Genomic DNA, 26,235 nt, shown 5'->3' with positions numbered 1-26,235 from the left:
TTAGCTCTTACCTGCAGGATCTTTCACCACCAAAATATCCTCCATAATCAGATACTCAAGATCCGACCCAAAGAACATATTCAGTGCATCAGTTGGCGAGCACACCATGGCCTCACCGCGACGGTTCAGAGACGTGTTCATCACTACAGCATTACCCGTCAACTTCTCCATCTCTTCCATTAACTGGTAGTAAGGATCATTTACACCTGGCTGCAGAGCTTGAGCCCGAGCCGTGCCGTCCTCATGAACCACTTCCGGCACCCGGGTTTTCCACTCTTCGTTGACTTCAAATGTGAAGGTCATATACGGAGCGGGATGATCCACTTTGAACATTTCCGGCGCTACGCGGCTGAGCATACTGGGGCAAAACGGTCTCCAGCGCTCGCGGAATTTGATCTGTTCGTTGATTTTGTCTGCGACACCTTCGACGCTGGGGCAACCCAGAATTGAACGTCCGCCGAGCGCTCGAGGACCAAATTCCATACGCCCTTGAAACCAGGCAACCGGATGGCCTTCAGCCAAGATTTTAGCGATTCTTTGTGGCACATCGTCGATGCGTTGCCAGTTTGGGTTGCCTTCATGTTTGGCACAGGCGGCGACAACTTCTTCGCTGGTGTAGCTGGGCCCAAGATAGACGTGTTCCAGTTTTTCAACCGGCACACCGCGCGCTTCAGAAACATAAGCCGCGGCACCAATCGCTGTGCCTGAGTCACCGGAGGCCGGCTGCACGAACAATTCTTTGATTTCGTCACGCGCGACAATCTTCTGATTGAATTTCACATTCAATGCGCAACCGCCGGCAAACGCCAGCTTGCCGGTTTCTTTGATGATGTCACCCAGATAGTAGTCCATCATTTGCAAGGCCAGCTTTTCGAACAGATCCTGCATGCTGGCAGCGTAATGGATGTAGGGCTCGTCAGCGATATCGCCTTCGCGCTTGGGGCCCAACCAATCAATCAGTTTATCGCTGAAGTAATAGCCCTTGCCTTTATCCTTGTGGCGGCGAAGACCGATGACATTGGCATAATCGGTATTGATGATCAGCTCACCGTCTTCGAATTTGGCCAGGCGGGAAAAGTCATACTTGGTAGGATCACCATAGGGAGCCATCCCCATGACCTTGTATTCGCCATCAAGCATCTCGAAGCCCAGGAACTCGGTGATGGCGCCATAAAGCCCACCGAGAGAATCCGGATCGATAAACTCTTTAATCTTGTGGATCTTGCCGTTTTCACCATAGCCAAAGAAGGTGGTGGCGTATTCGCCCTTACCATCAATACCCATGATGGCGGTTTTCTCTTTGAAACCGCTGCAGTGATAAGCACTGGAAGCGTGCGCCAGGTGGTGCTCTACGGATTCCAGCTCCACTTTCTTGGGATTAATGCCGAGCTGTTCCAGCAACCAGGTGACCTTCTTTTTGTAACGACGATAGCGACGATTGCCATTGATGATGGCATCCAGCGCACGGTCCGGCGCGTACCAGTATCGCTTGGCGAAGTGCCAACGGTGAGGTTCGGTAATGCTGATCGGCGCAAAAGGAATCGCCACCACATCAATATCTTCAGGTTTGATGCCCGCCTGCTCGATACAGAACTTGGCTGCCTCGTAAGGCATGCGGTTTTTGGCGTGCTTGTCTCTGACAAAGCGTTCTTCTTCAGCTGCCGCAACCAACTTGCCATCAATATACAATGCCGCTGAAGGATCGTGATTCAATGCTCCGGATAAACCTAATACGGTCAGGGACACTCTGTTAACCTCTTGCTAAGTTCTTAATCTTTGTTCGCTGCTTCACCGGTCAAATGGCAATCACGCATCAGGACTCGACGTTGTCGATCGCGTCTTTAAAACACTGATGTTCCCGTGACCCGTCTGCCCAATTACGGAGTAAGCGAGCTGTATCTTTGTTAAAAGCCTTGCGCCACACATTGAACTTGTTGTGCCAACGCACGGCATCTAAATCAATCATTGTCAGGGCTTCGCCCCACAGCAGGTTGGTTGCCTTAAAATCACCGTGACTAATTCGATGGCACACCATGACCTTCAGCATTGCCTTCACCGCCGCGCCCATAGACTGCAACTGCCCGGAGTCAGCCTGTTGGGCAGCGCCCCCCAGATCCTCTCCGTCGGCGACCTCCGTGATCAGGAAACCACGTCCGCGCAGCGGACCGCAGCGCTCTTCAACCATCGCCAGTGGTCGGGGAGTATTGATCCCCAGCACTCGCAGCCGGTGTCCCGCTTGCCAGCTGTGCCACGCGCGTGTCGGGCGCCAGCAGCGTTTCAGGCGGTGCCCCAACCCCTTCAGGTTGTAGCGTTTTATCACCAGTTGCCGGCCCTGCCAATCGACCAGACCAACGGTTGCGCTACCGCCGTCTTTCAACAGGGTCGCCGTCGCTAAAGCACCGTCCAGATCCTCAAGCAGGGGACTGATCAGGTCGCTTTCTGTACGCCAGACAGCGCGAAAAAAGGTCGCGCCTGTTTCCACTTGAAACAGGCTGCAATCGCGGACACTCTTATCCGCAAGATCCCGCGCTCGCCAGGCCTGCCACTCGTGGGCAAGGGCCGCTACTCTACCATATTCCGCGACAGCAGAGGTCAATTGCTGATACAGAGACCAGGCATCCTTCCACAGTTTTTCAGGTAATTGCGCCAGGAATACCGCCAGATTGGCGACAGCCTGCTGATCATCGTCGATCGGCAACACATCCGCAGTGTCGATAATCCAGCACTGCCCCTCGGCCAACAGGAAATTACCGGGGTGAATGTCCTGCTGCCGCAACCCCTTTTGGTGCAATCCGGCAATGGAAGAAATCACCTCAGCCACCAGCCGACGCGACTCATCCAAAGGCCTGGTACACTCAGGAATGATGTCAAAACCCGAGGCCTGCGCCAGCGTCCGGGATTCCGGAATAAAACGAACAATCACCCAGGCTCCCTGACCATCCGACAGCGCGCCATGAGCCAACATAGCTGGAGTCTTCAACCCGGCAGTCGTCAGGCGCTCATAGCCCTCAACTTCGGCGGTCGCTTTGCGGGCCGCTCTGGCACCGACAAACAACTTGACCAGAACCTCCTGTCCCTGCCAAATTGCACGTCCCACATAGCGCTTGCCCGGCAAGATCCGCAACCACTGCTCTACTTGCAGCAGGCCATCGACCTCTAGCCAGGAGGCTCGATAAGGCAGCGGTGGCTGGCGACCATACTTCGCCAGTTCTGTCACATCAGGCCGCACAGGACACCTTTTTCCCCTTGAGCTTTTTGCGATTACGCTTCTGCAACAACCGCTGATAATCAGATACCTTGCCAGCCGCAGGCAGGTTTACTACGTAGGCTGAAAGCAGCCGGTCACGGTCACTCTCAGTCCACAGGTCCGCGCGACGAAACAGGGCTTCGAGATCAGCCACTCGTTCACGTTTCGGCAACAGCTGAAAACGGGCTTTTTCCAAATCAATCAAAGTTAGCTCGGGCTTTGGCAAGGTTTCACTCAGATTTATAAAAATATGTTTGGGGTACAAACAGTGATGGGTAATCCTTTTCCCGTGCATCTTGGCTACTGTGGCCCCAATGGAGTCCAAAACTTGTTCTCGTGCAGTTTCCGTCAGTCCGGACCAGGACAGTAAAAGCTCCGACAGTGGGCAAAAATCATCCAGCGCACGGGTCATCAAAATCGACTGTTTCCCAGCGCTGATTTTACGCTCGGCAAAATACGCCACCTCCGGAGCGGGCAAGCCCACCTTGTGGTAATGGCGGATACTGCGAAACTCCCGGGCAAATGTAGGCTCGCCAAAGGGCCTTAGCCAACTGTAACTGCAGTGGTTACTCTGTCGTTTCAAGTAAAAACCGAGGCTCTCACCGTTAACATCCAACTCGAGGCGGCAAACACTGCTCCAGCCACCTCGCTCTGTATTGGGCTGATCGACGGTGGGTAATTCCAGCGACCATAAACTTTCGAAGTTATCCAAACCTCTATCTTTCAACGCCGCCTGGTATTCTGCAGCGATATAGTCCTTCATGTGCTTTCATGCTCCTTGTCAATATTGGTTGTAATTTCCCTTGTACAACCCCGTCACAGTTACGTGACGCCTATTCCCTGCCTTTGAAGAAACGCAGGATCTTTGCGATATCACGCCGGTGTTTCGGTGTTAACTTTTTGACGCTCTGGTACTGCTGATAAAAACGTATGCGCTGCTTTATGGTCAGTGTCCGCCGGGCAATTTTATCAAGGCAGGCAATATCTTTAATTCGGCGGTACTCGAAAAACGCCCCCCACCAAAAAGTCCCGGCGGGACAATCAATCATGCAAATCCGGGGATCCTGCTCGCTTCCCGATACCAGTATATTGCGCCATTTCCAATCGTTGTGGGCAAAACTGTGCTGGTGCATCACCGCCGAAGCTTCAGCGACCTGCCGACTGACGTTGTTCACCCATTGCGGCTGTTGTAACAAGGGAGAATCATGATCGGCCAGCCAGGCCAGGTCTTTAGAATTTTCTATTTCTGCGGTCACCAGAGCTCCACGACGCGGCCTCGACCAGCGAGACTCCTCGCCACAGGCAACCACCTCGGCCACTGGCAGCCCCCAGGCCTTAAAGCGCTGAAGGTTTTCCCATTCTCGACGGGCCTTGGATTTCACCAGAGCGCCCACCGGGTTGTCACCTGCCTTGCAATAACGTTTTACGTAATAGCCCTTGCCATCGAGCTCAACCCTCAACACTTCGCACAGTGAGCTGGTGGTAATCACTCGCCCCTGCAATTGCCAAACGGCGTCAAGAGAAGAAAAAGCCTTATGCGCTTCAGGCAGACTTGCATTTACATCATTGAACCAGCTCATGGAGCGTCATCCTGCACGACAATCCCCTTACGCAGCGCCTTGGCATACAGAGACTGAGCCTTGCGCTCCACCTGATCCCACAGTGTCTTCTGATCCTTTAATTCTTCGCGCAGGGGACGACCACTGTAGTCGCGGATAAAGCGCAACCTGTCGCGTAACGTCAGGGGAACATCAAACGCTGAATAATACAGACTCGCGAGATCCTTCAACCGCCAGCGATAAGGCAGCTGGCTATGAATCAGAGCCCGGTGCAGATCTATGATGGCCAAATCCGGTGCGTCAGTAAATTCCCGATCACGCAATAAAAAATGACAGATGTAGAAGTCGCGATGATTGACCCCGGCGGCGTGCATGTCCCGGGTCATTCGGCAAACCGTATCAAACAGGGCGCGCTTCTGAGTCAGGCTCGGCGGAGCCTTTCGCCACTCGATCGCAAGGTCTTCCAATGAGACTGAGGGCTCGATAGCGTCGGTAATAATGAAGGACAACTGTTTCGCGGGATTATGCCCACGCTGACCGAAGGCCGCCATGGTCATGGTGCCAACACCCGCCGACGTCAATGCCGCGATTGCGTCTCTTTCATGCGCAGCGCCAAGAATCGGCAATCGCGCCTGCATCAGGTTTTTAAAGATTTCACCCCAGCCCACGCCGCGGTGCAACTTGAGAAAATAGCCTTTACCGTTGAGCTCAAAGCGCAAGGTGCGACGACCGTCCAGTTCGCGATAGACCTCGCCTTCAATGCTTTCCACCATCTGGAAAGGGTCTTTGCCCTGCCACAGTTGCTGAAACTCTTCGCGTAAATAAACCGTCATGCCCCAGCCTTTGCAAATTCCAGAATACGATCAGCCGCCACTTCCGGCATGCTGTAGACATCCACACTGGAGGCAAACTCGGCGCCCCTCTGACGCCACAGCGGTCGCTGCTCATGAGCAATGGCCAGCAGTTCCGTCAGCGCCCGGGTCAGCTGCTGAAGATCAAACGGTGATGGTAAAACACGTCCCATATCCGCATCGGAGACATAGTGTGCATAACCACAGACGTCGGTCACCAGTACCGGCAGGCCGGCAACGATGGCTTCCACCAACACGGTACCGGTGTTTTCGTGGCGCGCCGGATGGATCAGAAGATCCGCCCCCTGCATAAAACGCGGCACATCATCGCGGCCACTCAATACCTGAAACTGCGACTCCACCCCCAGCTTGCGAGCCAGTCGCTGCAGCGAACCCGGGTTGTCCTGACCGATCACCATCAGACGGGTTTTGCTGCGCAAGGGTTCCGGCAACGCCGCCAGCGCCTCGACACTGCGGTCTACTCCTTTGGTCTTGAAGCCCGAACCCACCATTAACAGCAGCAGCTCGTCATCCGCCAGGCCAAACTCCTGGCGAAAGGCACGGCGGAGCTCCAGCGCATTGTCCGGAGCAATCCGATCCCGGGCGATGCCGGGAGGCAGAAGGTGCATTCGCGCATCAGGCGTATCATAAAAACGCTGAAAAACCGGCACCTGCAGCTGGGAGATCATCAGAATTTCGGTATCACTGTCTGTACCGAAGACCGCCTGTTCGTAAGCGGAGAAATGCTTGTAGCGTCCGCCTAACCGGTACAAAGAGCCATAGAGTTCCGTTACCCGGGCCTCATAGCAGCCATCGGCGGCATAATAGACATCCAGGCCTGGCATCTTGTTGAAGCCGATCAGGCAATCGACCGGATGCTCTGCCCGGTGCACCTGCACCCAGCGAGTAAAATGCCGGTTTTTCCCCTGGCTGCTCCACCCGTGTTTGGGCACCTCACACAGATCGATCCAGTCCGGGCACTCGCCCTGCCAACTGAAGGTATACACCCGGATCTGCGCGCCGCGCCGGTGACAGGCTTCGGCTATGCGCAACAAATCGCGCTGTAGGCCACCGAAGGGAAAATACTTGTACAGGCAAAACGCCAGTTTCATGGGAATACTCAGCTAGCCACGGATTCTGCCGGCGGCAGCAGAGGCTGCAACGCCTCCAATACCACATCAACGGTCAGCGGCGAAAAAATATCGGGATCGGCAACGTAATCCACCGGTTCACAGTCTTTGGCGCACAGGTGAATTTGATTCTCCCCGTAGGCACCGATCAACAACGGGCTGGTGGGACCGTAGAGAGATACCGTCGGGATATCCAGTGCGGCACTTAAATGCCCCAACCCGGTATCGACGGCAACCACCGCCGTCGCCTGTGCCAGTACACCGGCAACACCGTTAAGATTCAGTTTAGGCAACACCTGAATATTGGGGTTCTCACCGGCAATGCGATAGGCGCGCCGCTTTTCGTCCTTGTTACCCCAGGGCAGGCGCACGCGAATATTCTGCGCCGTTAAAGTCTCAGCCAGCTGTTTCCAGTATTCTTCCGGATAGTGTTTGTCGTGGCGGGTGGTGCCGTGCAGGAAAACCACATTGGCGGCTTCCTGAGTGACGCTGCAAAACCGGCTGCGATCGATTCCGTAAGAGCCTTTGCCTTCGGGTTTTTGGTAGTCGAGAGCTTGGGCAAACAAATGCCGAATGCGCTCCACGGCGTGCATTTCAGTGGGCACATGGTACTGATGCTGATACGCCAGTGCCGCCAGTTTTTCCCGCACGGAGTGCTTGTCATATCCCGCTGTCGGCGCTTTCACCAGACGTGCAACCCAGGCACTTTTCAGCAGCCCCTGAGCATCAATCACCAGATCGTAATGATGCTTGCGCAGCAAGGTGCGAAACTGCTTCCATTCCACCGACCCGATGGTTTTAAAAATCTCTTTGCGCCAGCGACGAATGGACACCGGAATCACCGTATTGACGGCGGGGTGCCAACCGGGAATTTCGGCAAAACTGTCCTCTACCACCCAGTCGAATTCGATTCCGGGGCAAGCGCGCTTTGCGTCAGTCAACGCAGGCAGGGTATGGATGACATCTCCCATGGAGGAGGTTTTAACAATGAGTACTCTCATCAGGCCAACACGCTCGTAAATTCCAGTACATTTATCAATTCCGGCACACTCATCGGCTCAAGACTCGCTCCAGAGCTGCCAGCACATTGTCTGGCTGAATATCAATCAGACTTTGGTGATACCCCAGATCGGCATCACCCTTGCGAATTTTCAAATACCCGTCGATCAGGCGGATGATTTCTGCCCTGTCACTCAACGGCGGCGTAAAATCCGGACTGGTAGGGCCATAAAGCGCCACCAGCGGTGTATTGACCGCCGCCGCCACATGCATCAAACCGGAGTCATTGGTCACCACGGCATCACAGGCAGCCAGCAAATCAATCACCTGAGGCAAGCTGGTACGCCCTGCCAGGCCATGGAAGGAATCTTGCTGCACCCTGGGAAGTTGCGACTTGATCTCAGCTTCCACCTCGGCATCCTTGGCAGAGCCAAAGCAAGCAACCTGCCAGCCATCTTCAATCAGACGGCTGGCCAGCGCGGCATAGTGATAATCCGGCCAGCGCTTGGCCGGTCCGAACTCAGCACCGGGACAAATGCCGATCAAACGCTCTTCAGGCAGGGCGAACTCTGCCATGGCCGACTGCTGATCCGCGGCAGAAACCCGCAACTGAGGCGGCAGAATCTCGGGCAAATCCTCCGCGCGACGCACGCCGGGGCCGGCCAGCGCCACATAGCGCTCGACCATTCGCGGGAAGGCGTTTTTATCGAGTTTGCGCGGGTCGTTCAGCAACACATAACGCATCTCGCCCAACCAGCCGGTGCGCAAGGGAATATTGGCCAGCCAGGGCACCAGCGCTGACTTCAGCGAGTTGGGCAGTACAATCGCCTGATCATAGCCACGCTTTTCCAGCACCGCCGCCAGCCGCTTGCGCACCCCCAACTGCAAACTGCCATGCCCCACCGGCATGGCGATGGAGTTGGCGACCTCCGGCATACGCTCTATCACCGCCCGGCACCAGTCCGGCGCCAGCACATCAATCTCGCACTCAGGGTTCTGAGCCTTGAGCTGACGATAGAGCGATTGGCTCATCAGCATATCGCCGACCCAGGAGGGTCCGATGATCAAAATCCGCTTGTTACCCATGTGCTCTTTACCCGGTCATCCCATGGCGAAATAAAACCCGGCATCATACCCCAGTCGCCTGTAAAGGTCAGTAAAAGTGCCGCTAAAGAAGCTTGCGGTATTCCAATTTTTGAGCAGGCTCATTACAATTCCCCGTCTCAGGCTTTTTGCACGATGCTTACCGGCATCTTTGCACCGCGCTTGTACCCATGTCGCCCCTTGAAATAAAGGCATGTGCTGTGAATGAGCCATAGGATACCGATTTGACGGCTCCCCACAGACTCGTACAACGCTCTCAGCGCAACACCCGTGCGCTTACTTTAGCAAGCTGAATACCCTGATCACTGTAACGACTCCTATTGATCCCTGTTTCTGAGGTTCCCTATGACGGCCTTCGGTAGTGTTTTCATGCCAGAAATGGCTCTGACTGAATTTGACGGAGAAAAGTGGGGTGCGCACAAACTGGTCCCCAGTGACAGTCTCAGCTTGCACCCCGGTGCCCACGTTTTGCATTACGCCAGCACCTGTTTTGAGGGCCTGAAAGCGTTTCGTCACCCCGACGGCAGCGTCAAGATCTTCCGCATGGACTGCAATATCGCCCGCTTTGCCCAGAGTGCAGAGCTGCTGGCACTGCCCGCCATCAATCCCGAGCAAACCCGGGACATGATCATGGATGTGGTTGCCCGCTTTGCCGATCAGGCACCGGAAGCCCCGGGCTCGCTCTATATCCGCCCGACGCACATTGGCACTGAGCCGGCTATCGGCAAGGCTGCCGGACCATCACTGACGTCCATGCAATACGTACTGGTTTCTCCCGTGGGCGATTACTTCGCCGGTGGTTCTGACACCACCCTGCGCCTGCTGCTGGAAGAAGAAAGCATGCGTTGTGCCCCTCATATGGGACGCATCAAGAGCGGCGGCAACTACGCCAGCGCCTTGCTGCCGACCATGATCGCCAAGCGCGACCTGAAAGTGGATCAGATCCTGTTCTGCCCCAACGGCGATGTACAGGAAACCGGCGCCGCCAACTTCCTGCTCATCGACGGCGACACACTGATCACCAAGGCTCTGGACTCCAGCTTCCTTCACGGCATCACCCGCGACTCGCTGCTGACCATCGCCCGCGATCTGGGCATGAACGTGGAAGAGCGCGACCTGAGCGTTGACGAACTGCTCGAGCGCAGCCGTAAACCCGGCTGTGAGGCTGCTCTGTCAGGCACCGCCGCGGTACTGACTCCGGTAGGTACGCTGTTGCACAAAGGCAAAGAGCATCAGGTTGGCGACGGCAAGGCAGGCGCCACTACCGCCAAACTGCGCCAAACCCTGAACAGCATTCAGTGGGGACAGACCGAAGACAAACACGGCTGGCTGACCAGCATCTAACCCCCCTCTTCCCGAGTCTTTTCCGACAGGCCATTGCGAGGCGCTCCGGCGCCCGTATGCCCCTGTCAGACGTCGAACACCCTCACCCTCCCAGATAGCGGTTCCAGATCTGCTTGACGCTCTCCCGTTCTGCCTGAAACTCTTCACCACCCACGACACCCGGCAGACGCTGCAACGCCAGACGATGCCCCGCAGAGCGATAGGCCTTATACGCCTCAATCAGCTGGCTGGCCTCTTCGTCAGCAAGCAATCCAACCTGCTGCAGCGTTTCCAAAATCCGGATATTGTCACTCCAGCGGCACAGCTCAGGCGCCTTCACCGACCAGGCCAGCACCGCGTACTGCACCAAAAATTCAATATCGACAATACCGCCAGCGTCCTGCTTGAGATGGAATTGCTCCGCTTTCTTCTCCTCTGAGCCCTTGGTGCCCAAATGAGCGCGCATTTTCTCACGCATCTCCACCACATCCTGCTTCAGTGACGTTTCATCCCGCTCCTGCTGCAGCAGATCATTGCGCAACGCCTCAAACTCAGCCGTCAGACGCTCGCCACCGGCCACAACCCGGGCGCGGGTCAGCGCCTGATGCTCCCAGGTCCAGGCTTCATTGCGCTGGTATTTTTCAAAGGCCGTCAGCGAACTGACCAGCAGCCCCGAGTTCCCCGATGGCCGCAGACGCATATCGACTTCATACAATTTGCCGGAGATGGTCTGGGTGTTGAGGATGTGGATCATCTTCTGACCCAGTCGCGTGAAAAAGGTCTGATTATCAATGGAGCGCTCGCCATCGCTGTAGCCTTTGGCACTGGCGTCGTGGATAAACACCAGATCCAGATCGGAACCGTGGCCCAGCTCAATGCCGCCCAGCTTGCCGTAGCCCACCACCACAAAATCCGGCTCCGGCTGGCCATCCACCGGCTGCGGCCGACCGTGGCGCTCCACCATCTGCTGCCAGGCCAGATTGAGCACATGCTCCAGAATCACCTCTGCCAGCCAGGTCAGGTAATCACTGACTTTCATCAGCGGCAGGACGTCGGTCACTTCACTGGCCGCTACCCGCAGTCCGTGGGCCATGCGGAAATAACGCAGGGTTTCCATCTGCCCTTCCAGATCATCCCAACTGACCCGCAACACCTGTTGGCGCAGCTCATCACGCAGGGCATTCTTGTCCGGAGGGCTGTACAAACTGCGGGGATCGAGCAGCTCATCCAGCAACGCCGGATGCTGAGCCAGCTGGTCAGCGATCCAGCTGCTGCTACCGCACAGCCGCACCAACTGCCGCAGAGCGTCGGGGTTTTCAACCAGCAGCAACAGATAGGCTGTCCGGCGCACCACCGCCTCTACCAACACCAGAATTCTGCGCAGGGTTTCCGCAGGCTCCTGCAGTTCGCTGAGCAATGCCAGCAGACGCGGCATCAGGGCATCGAGACGTGTACGGCCATCAACCTGCATGGTCTGCAGGGCACGGCTCGACAGCAATTCGAGCAGAATCTCAGCCACCTGCTGTGGCTCGACAACGCCCTTTTCCTGCAATTGGCTGGTGTAATGCTCCAGGTCGGGCAGCACATCTTCCGGCCCCGACTGCTTGGGCCACAAAGGCTCCCACTCGGCAAAGTCATCATCGCTTTGCTTACTGTCTTCGGGCTCGGCAATGACATCCTGAAAGTGAGCATTTACACGCACTCGAAAATCCGCCAGATCTTCATGGAAGATTTCAAAACTGTCATACCCCATAAGCCAGGCCAGACGTTCCTGATCGGGCTCATCAACCGGCAGGGATTGGGTCTGCTTGTCCTGATACCCCTGAATGCCGTGCTCGGTGTTTCGCAAAAAGATATAGGCATCACTCAGTTCGGCAGCAGCACCCTCTGGCAAGAAGCCCTCCTCTTCCAGCAATGGCAGCAAAAGCAACACCTGCCGCTCGCGCAGCCGCACATCCTTGCCGCCGCGAATCATCTGAAACACCTGCACAATAAACTCGATTTCCCGGATGCCACCGGCCCCCAGTTTGACATCGGTACTGATGCCTTTGCGCTGCACCTCGCGGTTGATCAGGGTTTTCATATCCCGCATGGAATCAATGGCACTGAAATCCAGATAACGGCGGTAGGTAAACGGCCGCAGCAAGTCCATCAGTTGCTCGCCCGCCTGCTCTCCGCCCGGCATGACCTCGCCGGAGACAACCCGCGCCTTGATCATCGCATAGCGCTCCCATTCCCGCCCCTGGGTCTGGTAATACTCCTCCATGGCATCGAAGTTAAGCACCAGCGCACCGCTCTGACCGTAGGGACGCAGGCGCATGTCGACACGGAAAACAAAGCCATCCCCCGTCACGGAATCGAGACTGTTAATGACCTTTTGCCCCAGTTTGATGAAGTATTCCTGATTGGAAATCGACCGCTTGGCGCCGGTATCTCCGGGTTGAGTCTCTCCGGATTCGGGGTAGGTGAAGATTAAATCGATGTCCGATGAGACATTCAGCTCAAAACCTCCCAGCTTGCCCATCCCCAACACCACCATGGGCTGGGGGGTGTTGCTGTATTTTCCCATTGGGATACCAAAACGCCCCTGCAACTGATGATGGTGGTACGCCATCGCAGCCTGAATGGTCACTTCCGCCAGATGCGACATATCCCGAGTGGTTTCGGTCATGTCAGCCAAACGACAAAAATCGCGCCAGAGAATGCGCAACATCATATCCCGACGGAAGCAGCGCAACTGGCGATCAAACGCCTTGTCATCGGCTTCAAATCCGTCGCTGGTGATATCCAGATTATGCTCCGCCAATCGCAGCGCCAACTGCCCCGCCATTTCGACCTGGGTCAGTGTTTGCGCATAGGGTTCCGACCCCAGCCACAACAGAAACGGGTCCGTTTGATCCAGTGCAATCTTGGCGGCGTAATCGCTGGTCACCCACAGCCGGGCCAGTTGCTGTGCAGCATCCGGGTGAGTGGCTGCCCAGTCGTTCAGCCGCTGTTGCTGGTCTTCGCTGGTACGGTCCTGCCAAAGCTCCAGCTGGCGCTGCAAAACCGGGTGAAAACGTGCGGGAATTGAATCAAAAGACAGCATAAATGTTCCGTTAAAACACAGACAAAAAGAAAAAGGTTAAATAAAAGGATAGGAGATCGGCGGAAAATGGCCTAACGGCCACCGTCCGCGGGTGGTGCTACACGCATGACCTCTTCAATGGTGGTCAGCCCCTGAGCCACTTTTTGTGCTCCGGACAGACGCAGGGTGCGCATGCCTTCGCGCATGGCCTGCTTGCGCAGTGCCAGCAGGTCGCAGTGATCTTCCAAAAACGGCTGCAGAGAATCGCTCAGCGGCATGATTTCATACACACCCTGACGACCATAGTATCCGGTGTTGCGGCACTCCAGACAGCCGACCGGCTGGTACATGACCTTAGGCACCGCCACCTTCCAGGGATTTACCAGTTCTTGCCAGGCACTTTTATCCACTTCCACGGCCTCTTTGCAGTGAGGACACAGGGTGCGCACCAAACGCTGGGCCATAATGCCAATCACCGTGGAGCGGATCAGATACGACGGCACCCCCAGATCCAGCAGACGGGTGACACCGGTAGCGGCATCATTGGTATGCAGGGTAGAAATCACAAGGTGACCGGTGAGAGCGGCCTGCACGGCCATCTGGGCGGTTTCAAGGTCGCGAATCTCCCCCACCATAATGATGTCCGGATCCTGCCTCATTAAAGTCCGGACACCGGCGGCGAAATCCAGATCGATATTGTGCTGTACCTGAGTCTGGTTGAAGCTTTCCTCGACCATCTCGATGGGGTCTTCAATGGTGCTGACATTCACTTCACTGGAAGCCAGAGACTTCAGGGACGAATACAAAGTGGTGGTTTTACCGGAACCGGTGGGACCGGTCACCAGCACGATACCGTGAGGTTTGCTCACCATCGATTTCCAACGGGCGTAGTCGTCGCCGGTCAGCCCCAGCTCATTAAAGCTGCGCAACAGCACATCGGGATCGAAGATCCGCAACACCATCTTTTCACCAAAGGCCGTGGGCAGAGTGGACAGACGCAGCTCCACTTCACTGCCGTTGGGGCGCTTGGTTTTAATACGGCCGTCCTGCGGTTTACGCTTTTCGGCAACGTTCATGCGCCCCAGAATCTTCAACCGACTGGTCACCGCGGTGGTGATGGCAGACGGCAACTCGTAGACCTGGTGCAGTACCCCGTCGATGCGAAAACGAATGCGCCCCACTTCCCTACGGGGCTCAATATGAATATCACTGGCTCGCTGATCGAAAGCGTACTGCAACAACCAGTCGACAATATTGACGATATGCTGGTCATTGGCTTCGGGGTCCTTCAGTGCCCCCAGCTCCAGCAGCTGCTCAAAGTTGGTGACACTGGACGCACCGGCCATGCCCGCAGCGCCGGAAATGGACTTGGACAGCGTGTAAAATTCCACCATGTAACGCTCGATGTCCGAGGGCATGGCAAAAACACGCTTCACCTGACGCCGGGCCACATGCTCCAGCTGCGGAATCCACTCCATCAGATAGGGCTGCTTACAGGCCACCACGATTTCATCCTGGTTCATCTCGACACAGAGAATGCCGTGGCGTTTGGCAAAGGCGTAGGACATCACTTCAGTGACATCCCCGGCGTTGATTTTCAAAGGATCAATGTGCACCAGTTCCAGCGAGGCCTTTTCAGCCAGCCACTGGGACAACACCTGTTCATCCAGTGCCCGACCGGGCTTCAGTCCGTCATCAAGCCGCTGGGTGGCGATATAGCTGAGCGGGTGCATGGTGGCCTGCTCGCGGGTGCGGCTCTGTCCGGCGATGAAGTTTGCATCGCGCTGAGTGATACGACCATCGGCGACCAGATCGTCCAGCAAATTCCTTAAATCGACAGTGCGCTCTACGGTCACCGGAACATTCATGTAAAACCCTTCTTATAGACGTTATTAGACGTTATGACTTACACCGTACGTTATCGCGACTGAACCACAAACTGAGCGGCCCTCAGGCTCGGTCCACTCTAAGTAATGACTAACTTCTGTCGGCCAAGATCCACGTAAGCTGCTGGTTTTACACGGATTGTAGCCAGAAACACGGCCCAGTGACAGCAACTGCCTCGCAGAGATCCGCGCGCATCGGCACAGAAACGTCATAAAACTGCCACGAAAAGTTCATTTTTTTAATGAGTTCTGCCGCCTCACTCTTTATACTCCGCGCAGCAAGCCAAGGGAGACTTACGATGCCTATTGCAAACCCACTCGGAAACCTTTTTGGAAAATCCCCCATCAAGCCCATTCAGGAGCATATGGCGGTGGCCCATCAGGCCGTAGAGCAGCTGTCCCCTTTCTTTGACGCTGTTAAAGCCGATAACTGGGAAGAGGCCGCCAACATCCAGCAACGCATTGGCGAGCTGGAAAACCGCGCCGATGAGCTGAAAAAAGAAATCCGTCTGCACCTGCCGAAAAGCCTGTTCCTGCCGGTTCCCCGAACCGATCTGCTGGAATTGCTCTCCGTTCAGGATCGCCTGGCCAACCGCGCCAAAGACATCGCCGGCATTATGCTGGGACGCGAGATGTCCATTCCCAAAACCATCGAAACGGACATGCAGGAATTTGTCGAAACCACCGTTGCCACTTCAGCTCAGGCCCTGAAAGCCATTAAAGAGCTGAGCGAGCTGCTGGAAACCGGTTTCAGCGGTCGCGAAATTTCCATGGTTGCCAAGCTGATCGAAGAGCTGGATCGCCTGGAGCACCTGACGGATAAACTGCAAATTTCCGTGCGCAGTAATTTGTTTGAAGTGGAGAAGGATCTTCCTCCTGTTGACGTGATGTTCCTTTATCGCGTCATCGAATGGGTTGGCGATGTTGCCGACCGAGCTCAAAAAGTCGGTTCCCGACTGCAACTTCTCTTAGCCCGCTGACGCCATCTGGCTGCGGGCCACTATCTAACGATTAAATAACAGAGGACTTTTCTTCATGTCCATTCTTGCTGAACACGGTCAGACTTTACTGATCCTCGCCTGTATCTTTGGCGTTTTTATGGCTTGGGGCGTAGGTGCCAACGATGTGGCCAATGCCATGGGAACATCCGTAGGCTCCCGCGCACTAACCATCAAACAGGCGATTCTGATTGCCATGGTGTTCGAGTTTCTCGGGGCCTATCTGGCCGGCGGAGAAGTGACTTCCACCATCCGCAAGGGGATTATTGATCCCGCCAGCATGGCAGAAACCCCGGAACTGCTGGTGTTCGGCATGATGTCAGCCCTGCTGGCAGCCGGTACCTGGCTGTTGCTGGCCAGCATCCTGGGCTGGCCGGTTTCAACCACCCACACCATTGTGGGCGCCATTGTGGGGTTTGCCGCAGTGGGTATCTCACCCGATGCTGTCGCCTGGGGCAAGGTGAGCAACATCGTTGCCAGCTGGGTCGTTTCACCACTGCTGGCAGGCACGATCAGCTTCTTCCTGTTCCGCAGTGTGCAACGCCTCATCCTCAACACCGAAAACCCCTTCCAGAACGCCAAGCGCTATATCCCCATTTACATGTTTGCCGTGGGCTTTTTGATGGCCATGGTCACCCTGCTTAAGGGTCTCAAACATGTACTCAAAGATGCTGGCGTATCGTTTTCCTTTGCCCAGAGTCTGGGAGCGGCAACGCTGTTGGGTCTGCTGGTTATGGCCATCGGCATGTGGATGCTGCGCAAGATCAAAGACGAAGGCAATGAAGACAGCCGCTTTGCCAGTGTCGAACGGGTTTTTGCCATTCTGATGATTTTTACCGCCTGTTCCATGGCCTTCGCCCACGGCTCCAACGATGTTGCCAACGCGGTTGGCCCACTGGCAGCCGTTTACGGGGTCGTCAGCAGTGGTGCTGTCGCTGCTAATACCGTGATGCCCAGCTGGATACTGCTGCTTGGGGGGATCGGTATTGTGGTGGGTCTGGCTACTTACGGCTGGAAAGTGATTGCAACCATTGGCAAAAAGATCACTGAACTGACACCCAGCCGCGGGTTTGCTGCCGAGCTGGGAGCTTCAGCCACCGTCGTGCTCGCGTCTGGCACAGGACTTCCGGTTTCCACCACACACACCCTGGTAGGCGCTGTCATGGGCGTTGGTCTCGCCCGCGGGATTGGTGCAATTAACATGCGCGTCATTGGCACCATTTTTACCAGCTGGATCATTACTCTGCCTGCAGGCGCAGGTCTGGCGATTCTGTTTTTCTTTTTCTTCAAAGGCATGTTTGGTTAATACCAAACACCCGCAGCCAGAACTCCTTGTGTTTTTTCTGGCTGGGCATGTCACCAAAAAAGGCCGCATTCGCGGCCTTTTTTATTGTCGGTTCTACACAATTCCCACGTTTAAAAAAGATCAACGCATTAGACTCGACTTTTATCAGTTTCAAACTGAGTGTAGAAACATTGTTATGTGAGTTATCAAAAGTTTTTTTAATAGATAAAACATATTTACCCTTTTCATAACCCGCGTCTATCCTTCAACACAGCTCAGAGAACAACACGGAAACCGGAAGATACACTGATATAAAAATTAAAACATGGGGTTTGTTGCAGCCGGATGCTGCAATGCCTGTGTACGCCAAAATAGAAAGGGATATTTTATGGACAAGCACAATAGAAAAATTTGGCATCTGGGTACTCTTTCAAATCAAGACGCAGAAAATTTCAAGCAACTGTTACCCAGTTGGAATATTCAACCTGTTAAACCTCCCATCACCGAACCTGTCACCCTATCCAACAATCAGGCATCCGTGGGGATTGTAAGACTGGCAGCTAACACAGCGTCTGCTACAACAGAAGATATTGCTGAATTTATCCGACACAATGTTCACATTCCCTGGGTAGCGCTGGTCGATAAAGAGTGCCTCAATGATCCCCCTTCCCGCCAACTGATTGCCAACCTGGCGTTTGATTATCACACTCTGCCAGCAGACAAGGCACGCCTGAGATATTCCATTGGCCATGCCCAGGGCATGGCCCGGCTCAGACGGGACAAGTCCCACACAACCGGCGCCTACTCTACGACAACCATGATCGGATCCAGTGACAGTATTCAGTCGGTAAAGAGTATGATCAAGCGTGCGGCCTGCGCTGATGCACCTGTGCTCATAACCGGAGAGAGTGGTACAGGAAAAGAACTGGTTGCCAGAGAGCTGCACCAACAATCCAGTCGACGGCGCGGCCCCTTTGTGGCAGTAAACTGCGGAGCCATACCTCACAACCTTATCCAGTCAGAGCTGTTTGGCCACGAAAAGGGAGCGTTTACCAACGCCACCGAAATGCGAGTGGGCAAAGTCGAATCAGCTCATACCGGCACACTGTTTCTGGATGAAATTGGTGAACTGCCCCTCAATCAGCAAGTTAACTTTTTACGCTTTCTGCAGGACGGCGTCATACAGCGGGTTGGCGGACGCAAAAACATTCTTGTTGATATTCGCATCGTCGCGGCGACCAATGTAGATCTGGTTGAAGCTATCCAACAGCAAGGTTTTCGCGAAGACCTCTACTACCGCATCAACGTTCTCAATGTACATATGCCTCCACTGCGGGAGCGGGATCAGGATCCTGTCGAACTGGCCGAACATTTTCTCGCCGAGTTTCGGGTCAGACAAGACCGTAACCTGCATTTCTCCCCTCGCGCACTCAAGGCAATTCACCGACACAACTGGCCAGGAAATATACGAGAGCTCAAAAATCGCATATTCAAAGCGGTGATGATGAGCACCGGCTGTGAACTGAGCGATGAAGACCTTGGACTTGAGAACAACGATAACCATAAACATACGTTGACACTGTTCAAAGCCCGCGAGCTGGCGGAAGCCGACATCATCAAAGCGTCTCTGGACTACACCCAGAATAATATTTCTGAAGCATCACGCCTGCTTCAGGTTTCAAGACCCACTCTTTACAAGCTTATTGCCCGCCATAACCTTTCTCCCAAAAACAGTTCAACAGAAAGCCTGAGGTCCCGCTTTTGATCATCGTCAAGGAGACACATGATGACACCTGCACGTTATTCAGCTCTTGAAAATCCAACGATTCAAAAATACACCGCGCGCACATTATCGATCATGATTTTTTCCCTGTTCAGCTCAGCTGGCTGGAGCCAGTCAGAGGCAACTGCTACGACACCTGAAAACCGGGAGCGAAATCAGCAAGTCAGCGAAGTGGTCAGCAGTACCATCGAAAATCGTGGGGTACTTACGTCAAAAGGCAGTTTTATTCTGGAGCCAGCGTTCACCTATACACACAGTTCTTCAACCCTTGTCGCGATTGAAGGCGTCACGGTGCTTCCGGCACTGCTGGTTGGCCTGATCAATATCAGCCAGGCCGAACGGGATATTTTTGGCTACTCACTGACAGCGCGGTACGGACTCACTCAAAGACTGGAACTCAGCCTGAAAGTACCATACATACAGATTGACGAAAGCATTCGCGAACGCCAGGTGTTTGATGGTACTCCTGTCGACATTATCAGCGATACCAGTGGCGACGGACTTGGCGATGTTGAAATGTCGATCAACTACCAAATCAACGACGGTCTCAACGGAATGCCGTTTTTTATCGCCAACTTGCGGATCAAAAGCGATACCGGCACCAGTATTTTTGATTTGGATCAGCGCCCTATTACCACACCTGACGGCGCCATCATTGGTGTCGCTTTCGACGAGCAACCTACCGGTTCAGGCTTTTGGGGAGTACAGCCGGGACTCACCGTTCTCTATCCAACAGACCCGGCAGTGCTTTACGGCAGCATCAGTTACATGTGGAATCAGGAGGACGACAAGGGCATAGAGTACGGTGGCGAAATTGATCCCGGCGATATCATTGGGTTCAGTTTTGGGATTGGCTTTTCCGTCAACGAGCAGACCTCGTTCAGCATTGGCTACGAGCATAACATCATAGACAAAACGGAAATCGAGTTCGCCCCCGACCTTGAAGATGCTGAGTTTGACACCTATCACTCAGGAAGTTTGCTATTTGGCATATCCCAACAAATGTTCGGCGGCAACGCCGTGAACGTTTCCGTCGCTGTAGGCGTCACAGAACAGAGCCCTGATGTGCAAATCTCAATACGTGCACCAATCCAGTTTTAGTCCCAACAATGTCAACGACTGTATTGAATCATCTGAGGCAGCATTCGGGCCTGAATTCGCTGGCCGCGAAGCTGGGAGAGATTGGATAGCTCAATATTCAGCACCTGAACAGTTTGAATCAAGCGGTTGTTTGCCGAATTCTGGATTAATGTGGTATTCCCGACTTCTGTCACCCGGGTGAGCGCCTGATCAACCAACATCGACGGCTGCAACGACGATTGTATCGGCAGCTGCGATACCGACTCAGCGGCTGGCTGTGTTAACTGAGTTTCAGACGATGCGGGAGTCGAGACAACCATTGGTTGATGAACGGAAACCTGATTGGCATTCGCCAAACTGAGCGTTGCCGTCTCGGTGTTCACTCCCGCCTGGGCATTGGATTTGACATCCAGTGAAGCGCCACTCGAAGACCGCTGTGCCCCAGGAAGTTTTTGCAGTTGTTTTTGTACACTTTTCAGACTTTCAGAAAATGCATTAACAGCAACCGCATCGTTTGCAGTCAAACTTTTATCACCCAAGGTGTCTGTTTCTGCCGCTTGACCAATCACTTGATTAACAGCATCAAACGATTGCGCCATCTGCTGATCAAGCGTTTTTCGATTATCTGAAAAAGTTTCTTGCATGGCAGCTTTCGAGTCTGCCATGTTTCCTTTGGCCGCAGCCATACTCGATTCCATCTTCGACCGAAGATTCATATCCGGAATAACCAGGCGTGACCGTGCGGCCACCACGCCATCCACCAACACCACTTTTTCAAGTCCGATTTGTATTTTCAGACCATTGGCATCGATAAAACCGCCGCGTTGCCGATCCAGCGTTTCCAGTGATAACGGCGATTCATTTAACGCTATGACATTACGATCAGTGAGTGCATCCAGACTGCAATAAGCCGAACTGCAAAACCCTGCCAGTGCCAATGTCAGCGCATTCCCTGCAAACCCTTTGGTTCTGTCCATGACTGTACCTGCTGCTCAGACACGCGAACCCGGGGCTTCTGGTGAACACACATCTGCTTTCAGAAACGTGTCACTAATACTCAGAAGCGCGGGGTAAAGACAACGTAAACTGAGCCAAATTTTTGTTGTTTAACAGGCTGGCATAATTTGCTTTGGAATAGGCTTCCCATGAACTATCGGTATCGTACGCCAGCCGCCCTTGTTCCGCATGGCTTCGAATCAGGAAAACCAGACCATTCCAGATCTGCTCAAACTCTTCCTGCTCAAACACCCGGGTTCCCACTGCCGGATCGGCCACCAGAACACGTCCCTCACGAACACCTTTAATGACGACAAAATGGTTGTATCCATTGGTGTTGATGATGGTGATTGCAGGAACCCTGACAACCTGATCCAGTTTCTCCAGAGGCAGACGGTAACCATCGGCAAGAAAGTCAATCGACTCGAGATAGTTTTTCATATCCAACATGGAAAAACCTTCCCGTTTGACCTTTTCGCGATCGGCCCTCTTGAACATTTCATTAAAGACCTTGTGCTCAGTGACTTCGTAGTCATAGTGGTAGGTCAATAGCGTTGCGACAGCCGCCGAACCACAACTGAAGTCATACTGCTGTTTAATGACGTTTTGAAACTTGAGCTCTTTATAACTGTCAACCTCGACGTTATACGTTGAGCCCAAACCCGGAAGCAGCATGCTGCCGGCAAAGAGTGGTGGAATGGATAGGGTTAGCAGTAAGAACCCTGCTCCCAACAGCGGCAAGTGTTTCATAATCCCTCACAAAGGCTCTCACTGGTTAATTAAGACATTGACCATTGTGGTGCCCTGAATAATGACCTGATTGCCGGTGTTTTGAATAACTGTGGAAATACCCGATGCACCAGATAAGGCATTTTCCGATATTGAGTTATTACCCGTGACCGCATTATTCAGAGTGTTGTTCTGTAATAATGCATTTTGCTCAGAATCATTAACCTGGAATTGTAAGTTTAGATCAGATTTTCCGCTTTGGGCTGACAGCGCCTCTGTGCTGATGGCAGTTTCTTCTAAAAAAACAAGTTCTTTATTACTTTCTGAATAACTGATCGGTACGACCAGCATCATGCCAAACAGCACAACGCCCTGCTTTAAACCCCTGACCACATTCCTTTTCACATGCGCCTCCATTCAACCGGACAACAAACAGTCGCATCCGGTGAGAGTTATGACTGCATCAGAATCCAAACACTTCGAGAACTCATTCCTCTCAAAAGAGCCAGCACCTCTCCGGCCTCATGCCAAAGAAGTGCTGGGACGTGGACTTAGAGCTGCAGATTAGATTGAACAGCCACGGAGGACTGAGTCAGACCGCCTGCACCGGTATTTTGATTAATCACGGTAATACCGGCAGAGCTCACACCACCGTTGATAACATTGCTCTTATCAATGGTGCTGCCGTTATTCGCAATTGAACCGACATAGGTACCGCCAGTCACACTACCGCTCAGGGTTGAAGTATTGACCGCAGACGACAGATCAATATCACCAACGGTGAGCGTGGTGTTACCGACATTGGTCCAGCTGTTATCAGAATTATCGGAATTGTCCGTCATAGAGTTGTCACTCTGATCCCGATTATCGCTGTTATCGGTCATGGAGTTATCACTCTGATCCCGGTTATCGCTGTTGTCCGAATTGTCGCTGTTATCTGACTGATCTTTGAACGAATCATTGATTGCCAGGTTATTGCTGTTATCGGAACTGTCTGAATTATCCGAGCTGTCGGAGTTATCTGAATTATCCTGAAACGAATCAGCAACAGACACATCATTGCTGTTGTCTGAACTGTCGGAGTTGTCGGAGTTGTCCTGGAAGGAATCGGCAACATCAACCGCAACATCAGTGTTGTTTTGATCACTGTTATTGGAGTTGTCAGAACTGTCGTCATTATCCTGGAAGGAATCCGACACCGCGAGATCGGTATTGTTCTGATCGCTGTTGTTGGAATTGTCCGAATTATCCGAGGAGTCTGAATACTTGAATGAGTCATTGGTATTCACACTGTCATCGGTCATCGAATTGTCAGAATTATCAGAGTTGTCCGAATTATCAGAGTTGTCCGAATTATCCGAAGCGTCTGAATACTTGAATGAATCATTGGTATTCACACTGTCATCGGTCATCGAATTGTCAGAATTATCAGAGTTGTCCGAATTATCCGAAGAATCCGAATACTTGAACGAGTCATTGGCATTTGCACTTGAATCATTTGTGGAACTGTCAGAATTGTCCGTATTATCCGTCCAGTTTTGTGAGTTGCTTCCGTCATCGAATGCCACTGCACCCAACAACGCGGTATTATTGTTGTCTAGATCAGCAAACACCTGATAACTGGCAAACATGCTCATTGCCACGGCCGCTGTCAGAATTTTACGTTTGAATTTCATAATCTTGATCTCCTGATAAAAACTCAATTACCTGTTCCGCATTGAAAACACAGATTCCTCAAGAGCACCTGTGTCGTTAATATGGAAAAGAAACAGCATGATAATTTTCGTCGCGATTCCCTCCACGAGCCTGACAACTGCAGCAACTGTGCCACGAAAATAATGACTTCTTTAACCGATTGTTTTAAAAGAAAAATAAAGAATTAATTTCAAGAAGCCATAAAATGTTTTCACTCACAAACCAACCTGAGCTCACAAAACCTGTAAAGCAGGAATAACACATCTGAATACAATCAATGAGAGAAACGGGAAAAATCCTTACCCAACAGCAGGTTGAAGATTATATGGACAGTGTAATTAAAACTTTACAACCTCGACGCATAAAAACCGCTGCTCCTAACCCAGAGAAAGACCAGAGAAAGACCATAAAAAAAATAAATGGAATTTTATTTCCGATTAATCGGAAAGTTAGGCGGTTGATGCTAAAACCTGGATTCTTGTTATGCGCTGTTGACGAGAGGAGCCAATAATTTAGGAAGGGTAAAAAATACTCTAAAGGTCACTTTGACGACAAACTCATCTCTGTCCAGAAAGGGGACTTTCACCAGGCTGACACTCAGAAAAACTGAGGCACAAAAAAACCGGCCACTCCGCAATAATGCCAAGTGGCCGGTTTCTCTGTCATCGACATCTAATGAATAGCTGTACAACTCAATCGTTGATGACTAAGACTCAATCTTTAACATTCAGCAACGCCTGATCAATTGCATTAACAATCGTATCGATGTCCTCTTTGGTGGCAATTAACGCCGGACTCAAGCAGAGTGTGTTATTAAACTCCTTGAATGAGCGATTGGTGCGCCCAATGATGACCCCCTGCTTCATACAGTGACCGGCAACCGCAATGGCGACGGATTCATCGACTGGCTCCTTAGTGGCACGATCTTTAACCAGCTCAAGTCCCATAAACAAACCTTTCCCACGGACATCCCCAACCATCGGATACTTGTCCTTGAGTTCCAGCAGTCGCTGACGCAAATACTCTCCCTGCACCTGAACATTGGTCAGCAGGTCTTCGCGCTCAATGATTTCCAAATTGGCCAGAGCGGCAGCCGGACCTGCAGCACAACCGCCAAAAGTGGAAATGTCACGGAAGTAATCCATACGACTATCGCCATCATCATCCTGCAAAAGGTTGAAGACTTTGTCATTGGTCACGGTACAGGAAATGGCGGCGTAACCGGAAGCAACGCCTTTGGCCATGGTCACAAAGTCAGGCTCGATACCATAGTGCTGGTACCCAAACCAGGTGCCGGTCCGCCCAAGACCACAAACCACTTCGTCAATGTGTAACAGGACATCATACTTTTTACAGATTTCCTGCACACGGGGCCAATAACCTGTCGGAGGCTCTATAACACCACCGCCAGCGGTGATGGGCTCAAGGCAGATTGCGCCAACGGTATCGGGTCCTTCTTCCAAAATGACCCGCTCGATTTCATTGGCCGCGCGCACCCCGTAATCTTCAACATCTCCCCACTGGGAGCGGTATTCACAGCAGTGCGGAACCTCAACAAAACCTGGCGTGAAAGGACCGTATTGATTTTTCCTCTCAAATTGCCCTGTGGCACTCAGGCAACCGATGGTGGTGCCATGATAATCGCGCTCACGATAGAGAATTTTATGCTTTTTACCGCCATATTTTTTCGCCGCAATCTGGCGCACCATCTTGAAAGCTTTCTCATTGGCTTCAGAGCCTGAGTTGGAATAGTAAACCCGGCTCATCCCCGGCATTTTTTCCAGCAAACGCTCGGCAAACTGTGCCGCAGGAATATTGCCCGCGGTTTGGGCAAAATAGTTCATGGTCATTAACTGCTGGTGGACCGCATCGGCAATCTCTTTGCGACCATAGCCGACATTCACCGTCCATACGGCTCCGGACACGGCATCCAGAAACTCATTGCCCTGGGCATCCCAGACTCTCATGCCCTCACCTTTGACAATCACCATGGACTCCTGCCCCGTATGAGGAGTCAAATGGTGCCAAACGTGTTTCGCATCTTGCTTCACGGCCTTGGCGGCGATTTCCTTGTGTTCAATTTCACCGGCAATCAGGCTGCCTGCTTTCAAGTCTGTCATGTCCACCTCGGCTAAAACGTATATTGAAACTGATCGTTAGAACGGATTCATCGTAACCGCAGGTTCACGAAGGCTAGTGCCCGGAACCGTTATTACGACCCTAAGTATTTTGATGAAATCCATAGTAATGAGCTCACCGAAGTCGCCAAAGATCCAGCCCAGCGATATTAATCAGACCAGTAAGGTCATCGCGCTCATCTGGTCTGATGGCGAATTGAAGAGCGCGCAGATTGGCTCCAGACGTCCAACCACTTCTGCCAGACCGGAATCTGCTAAAATGGCGCATCTTTTGCGTCTTTTTGGTCTCCGGCGCTGGAGTTTTAGCCAAAACGGGCTTGGCACCACGCACACACGCCCGCTTGCACCACAACAGTGCAGGCAAA

At 53.1% G+C, this 26,235-nt stretch carries 20 protein-coding genes; 5 read left to right on the top strand and 15 right to left on the bottom strand.

What is annotated here, in order from left to right; translation table 11 throughout:
* From KOI40_RS04095 to waaF, 8 genes are all read right to left on the bottom strand, one after another.
* The gene (locus tag KOI40_RS04095; protein ID WP_216096195.1) at positions 1-1,746 is read right to left on the bottom strand and encodes a carbamoyltransferase family protein; all 1,746 of its coding nucleotides are present in this window, start codon (positions 1,744-1,746) and stop codon (positions 1-3) included.
* A 67-nt stretch (positions 1,747-1,813) separates the two neighbouring features.
* Entirely contained in the window at positions 1,814-3,229 is a 1,416-nt protein-coding gene (locus KOI40_RS04090) for a lipopolysaccharide kinase InaA family protein (protein WP_216096194.1), read from the bottom strand.
* Positions 3,219-4,010, bottom strand: coding sequence for a lipopolysaccharide kinase InaA family protein (locus tag KOI40_RS04085; protein WP_216096193.1), 792 nt, complete (start codon positions 4,008-4,010; stop codon positions 3,219-3,221). The genes KOI40_RS04090 and KOI40_RS04085 overlap by 11 nt, the downstream gene beginning before the upstream one ends.
* Positions 4,011-4,080: 70 nt before the next feature.
* Entirely contained in the window at positions 4,081-4,827 is a 747-nt protein-coding gene (locus tag KOI40_RS04080) for a lipopolysaccharide kinase InaA family protein (RefSeq protein ID WP_216096192.1), read from the bottom strand.
* Positions 4,824-5,639: a lipopolysaccharide core heptose(I) kinase RfaP gene (rfaP, locus tag KOI40_RS04075; protein ID WP_216096191.1), complete on the bottom strand. Its 816-nt coding sequence runs from the start codon at positions 5,637-5,639 to the stop codon at positions 4,824-4,826. The genes KOI40_RS04080 and rfaP overlap by 4 nt, the downstream gene beginning before the upstream one ends.
* On the bottom strand, positions 5,636-6,769 hold the full coding sequence (locus tag KOI40_RS04070) for a glycosyltransferase family 4 protein (RefSeq protein WP_216096190.1): 1,134 nt from the start codon (positions 6,767-6,769) through the stop codon (positions 5,636-5,638). The genes rfaP and KOI40_RS04070 overlap by 4 nt, the downstream gene beginning before the upstream one ends.
* Before the next feature lie 8 nt (positions 6,770-6,777).
* Positions 6,778-7,788, bottom strand: a complete 1,011-nt coding sequence (gene waaC / locus KOI40_RS04065; protein WP_216096189.1) for a lipopolysaccharide heptosyltransferase I — start codon at positions 7,786-7,788, stop codon at positions 6,778-6,780.
* A gap of 49 nt (positions 7,789-7,837) precedes the next feature.
* Positions 7,838-8,872, bottom strand: a complete 1,035-nt coding sequence (waaF, locus tag KOI40_RS04060; protein ID WP_216096188.1) for a lipopolysaccharide heptosyltransferase II — start codon at positions 8,870-8,872, stop codon at positions 7,838-7,840.
* A 363-nt stretch (positions 8,873-9,235) separates the two neighbouring features.
* On the opposite strand from waaF, the gene KOI40_RS04055 reads away from it, so the two are divergent.
* The gene (locus KOI40_RS04055) at positions 9,236-10,234 is read left to right on the top strand and encodes a branched-chain amino acid aminotransferase (protein WP_216096187.1); all 999 of its coding nucleotides are present in this window, start codon (positions 9,236-9,238) and stop codon (positions 10,232-10,234) included.
* Between the two features lie 82 nt (positions 10,235-10,316).
* On the opposite strand, the gene glnE is transcribed toward KOI40_RS04055, so the two are convergent.
* Both glnE and tfpB read right to left on the bottom strand, forming a co-directional pair.
* Positions 10,317-13,301: a bifunctional [glutamate--ammonia ligase]-adenylyl-L-tyrosine phosphorylase/[glutamate--ammonia-ligase] adenylyltransferase gene (glnE, locus tag KOI40_RS04050; protein ID WP_216096186.1), complete on the bottom strand. Its 2,985-nt coding sequence runs from the start codon at positions 13,299-13,301 to the stop codon at positions 10,317-10,319.
* Positions 13,302-13,372: 71 nt separating this feature from the next.
* Positions 13,373-15,148: a type IV pilus assembly ATPase TfpB gene (gene tfpB / locus KOI40_RS04045; RefSeq protein WP_216096185.1), complete on the bottom strand. Its 1,776-nt coding sequence runs from the start codon at positions 15,146-15,148 to the stop codon at positions 13,373-13,375.
* 317 nt (positions 15,149-15,465) lie between these two features.
* Between tfpB and KOI40_RS04040 the strand changes: the two genes are divergently transcribed.
* The 4 genes from KOI40_RS04040 (at position 15,466) to KOI40_RS04025 (ending at position 20,333) form a co-directional block, all read left to right on the top strand.
* Positions 15,466-16,146 carry a TIGR00153 family protein gene (locus KOI40_RS04040; protein ID WP_216096184.1) on the top strand — a complete coding sequence of 227 codons (681 nt, stop codon included), beginning with the start codon at positions 15,466-15,468 and terminating at the stop codon, positions 16,144-16,146.
* 55 nt (positions 16,147-16,201) lie between these two features.
* Complete coding sequence (locus KOI40_RS04035; RefSeq protein WP_216096183.1) at positions 16,202-17,470, top strand: inorganic phosphate transporter; 1,269 nt, start codon at positions 16,202-16,204, stop codon at positions 17,468-17,470.
* A gap of 367 nt (positions 17,471-17,837) precedes the next feature.
* Positions 17,838-19,214, top strand: coding sequence for a sigma-54 dependent transcriptional regulator (locus tag KOI40_RS04030; protein ID WP_216096182.1), 1,377 nt, complete (start codon positions 17,838-17,840; stop codon positions 19,212-19,214).
* Positions 19,215-19,232: 18 nt separating this feature from the next.
* Positions 19,233-20,333, top strand: a complete 1,101-nt coding sequence (locus tag KOI40_RS04025) for a transporter (protein ID WP_216096181.1) — start codon at positions 19,233-19,235, stop codon at positions 20,331-20,333.
* A gap of 11 nt (positions 20,334-20,344) precedes the next feature.
* On the opposite strand, the gene KOI40_RS04020 is transcribed toward KOI40_RS04025, so the two are convergent.
* From KOI40_RS04020 to KOI40_RS04000, 5 genes are all read right to left on the bottom strand, one after another.
* On the bottom strand, positions 20,345-21,289 hold the full coding sequence (locus KOI40_RS04020; RefSeq protein WP_216096180.1) for a hypothetical protein: 945 nt from the start codon (positions 21,287-21,289) through the stop codon (positions 20,345-20,347).
* Between the two features lie 73 nt (positions 21,290-21,362).
* A complete protein-coding gene (locus KOI40_RS04015; RefSeq protein WP_216096179.1) occupies positions 21,363-22,058 on the bottom strand; it encodes a C39 family peptidase in 696 nt (231 codons plus the stop codon).
* 18 nt (positions 22,059-22,076) lie between these two features.
* On the bottom strand, positions 22,077-22,442 hold the full coding sequence (locus tag KOI40_RS04010) for a hypothetical protein (RefSeq protein ID WP_216096178.1): 366 nt from the start codon (positions 22,440-22,442) through the stop codon (positions 22,077-22,079).
* 146 nt (positions 22,443-22,588) lie between these two features.
* Positions 22,589-23,713, bottom strand: coding sequence for a hypothetical protein (locus KOI40_RS04005; RefSeq protein ID WP_216096177.1), 1,125 nt, complete (start codon positions 23,711-23,713; stop codon positions 22,589-22,591).
* A 732-nt stretch (positions 23,714-24,445) separates the two neighbouring features.
* Positions 24,446-25,852 (bottom strand): aminotransferase family protein, encoded by a 1,407-nt coding sequence (locus KOI40_RS04000; protein ID WP_216096176.1) that lies wholly within the window; start codon positions 25,850-25,852, stop codon positions 24,446-24,448.
* Positions 25,853-26,235: the final 383 nt, after the last annotated feature.

Source organism: Pseudomaricurvus albidus, from assembly GCF_018863235.1.
GTDB classification, from domain to species: domain Bacteria; phylum Pseudomonadota; class Gammaproteobacteria; order Pseudomonadales; family Cellvibrionaceae; genus Pseudomaricurvus; species Pseudomaricurvus albidus.
The sequence above is the reverse complement of the archived record's forward strand: the minus strand, read 5'-3'. Positions and strand labels throughout refer to the sequence as shown.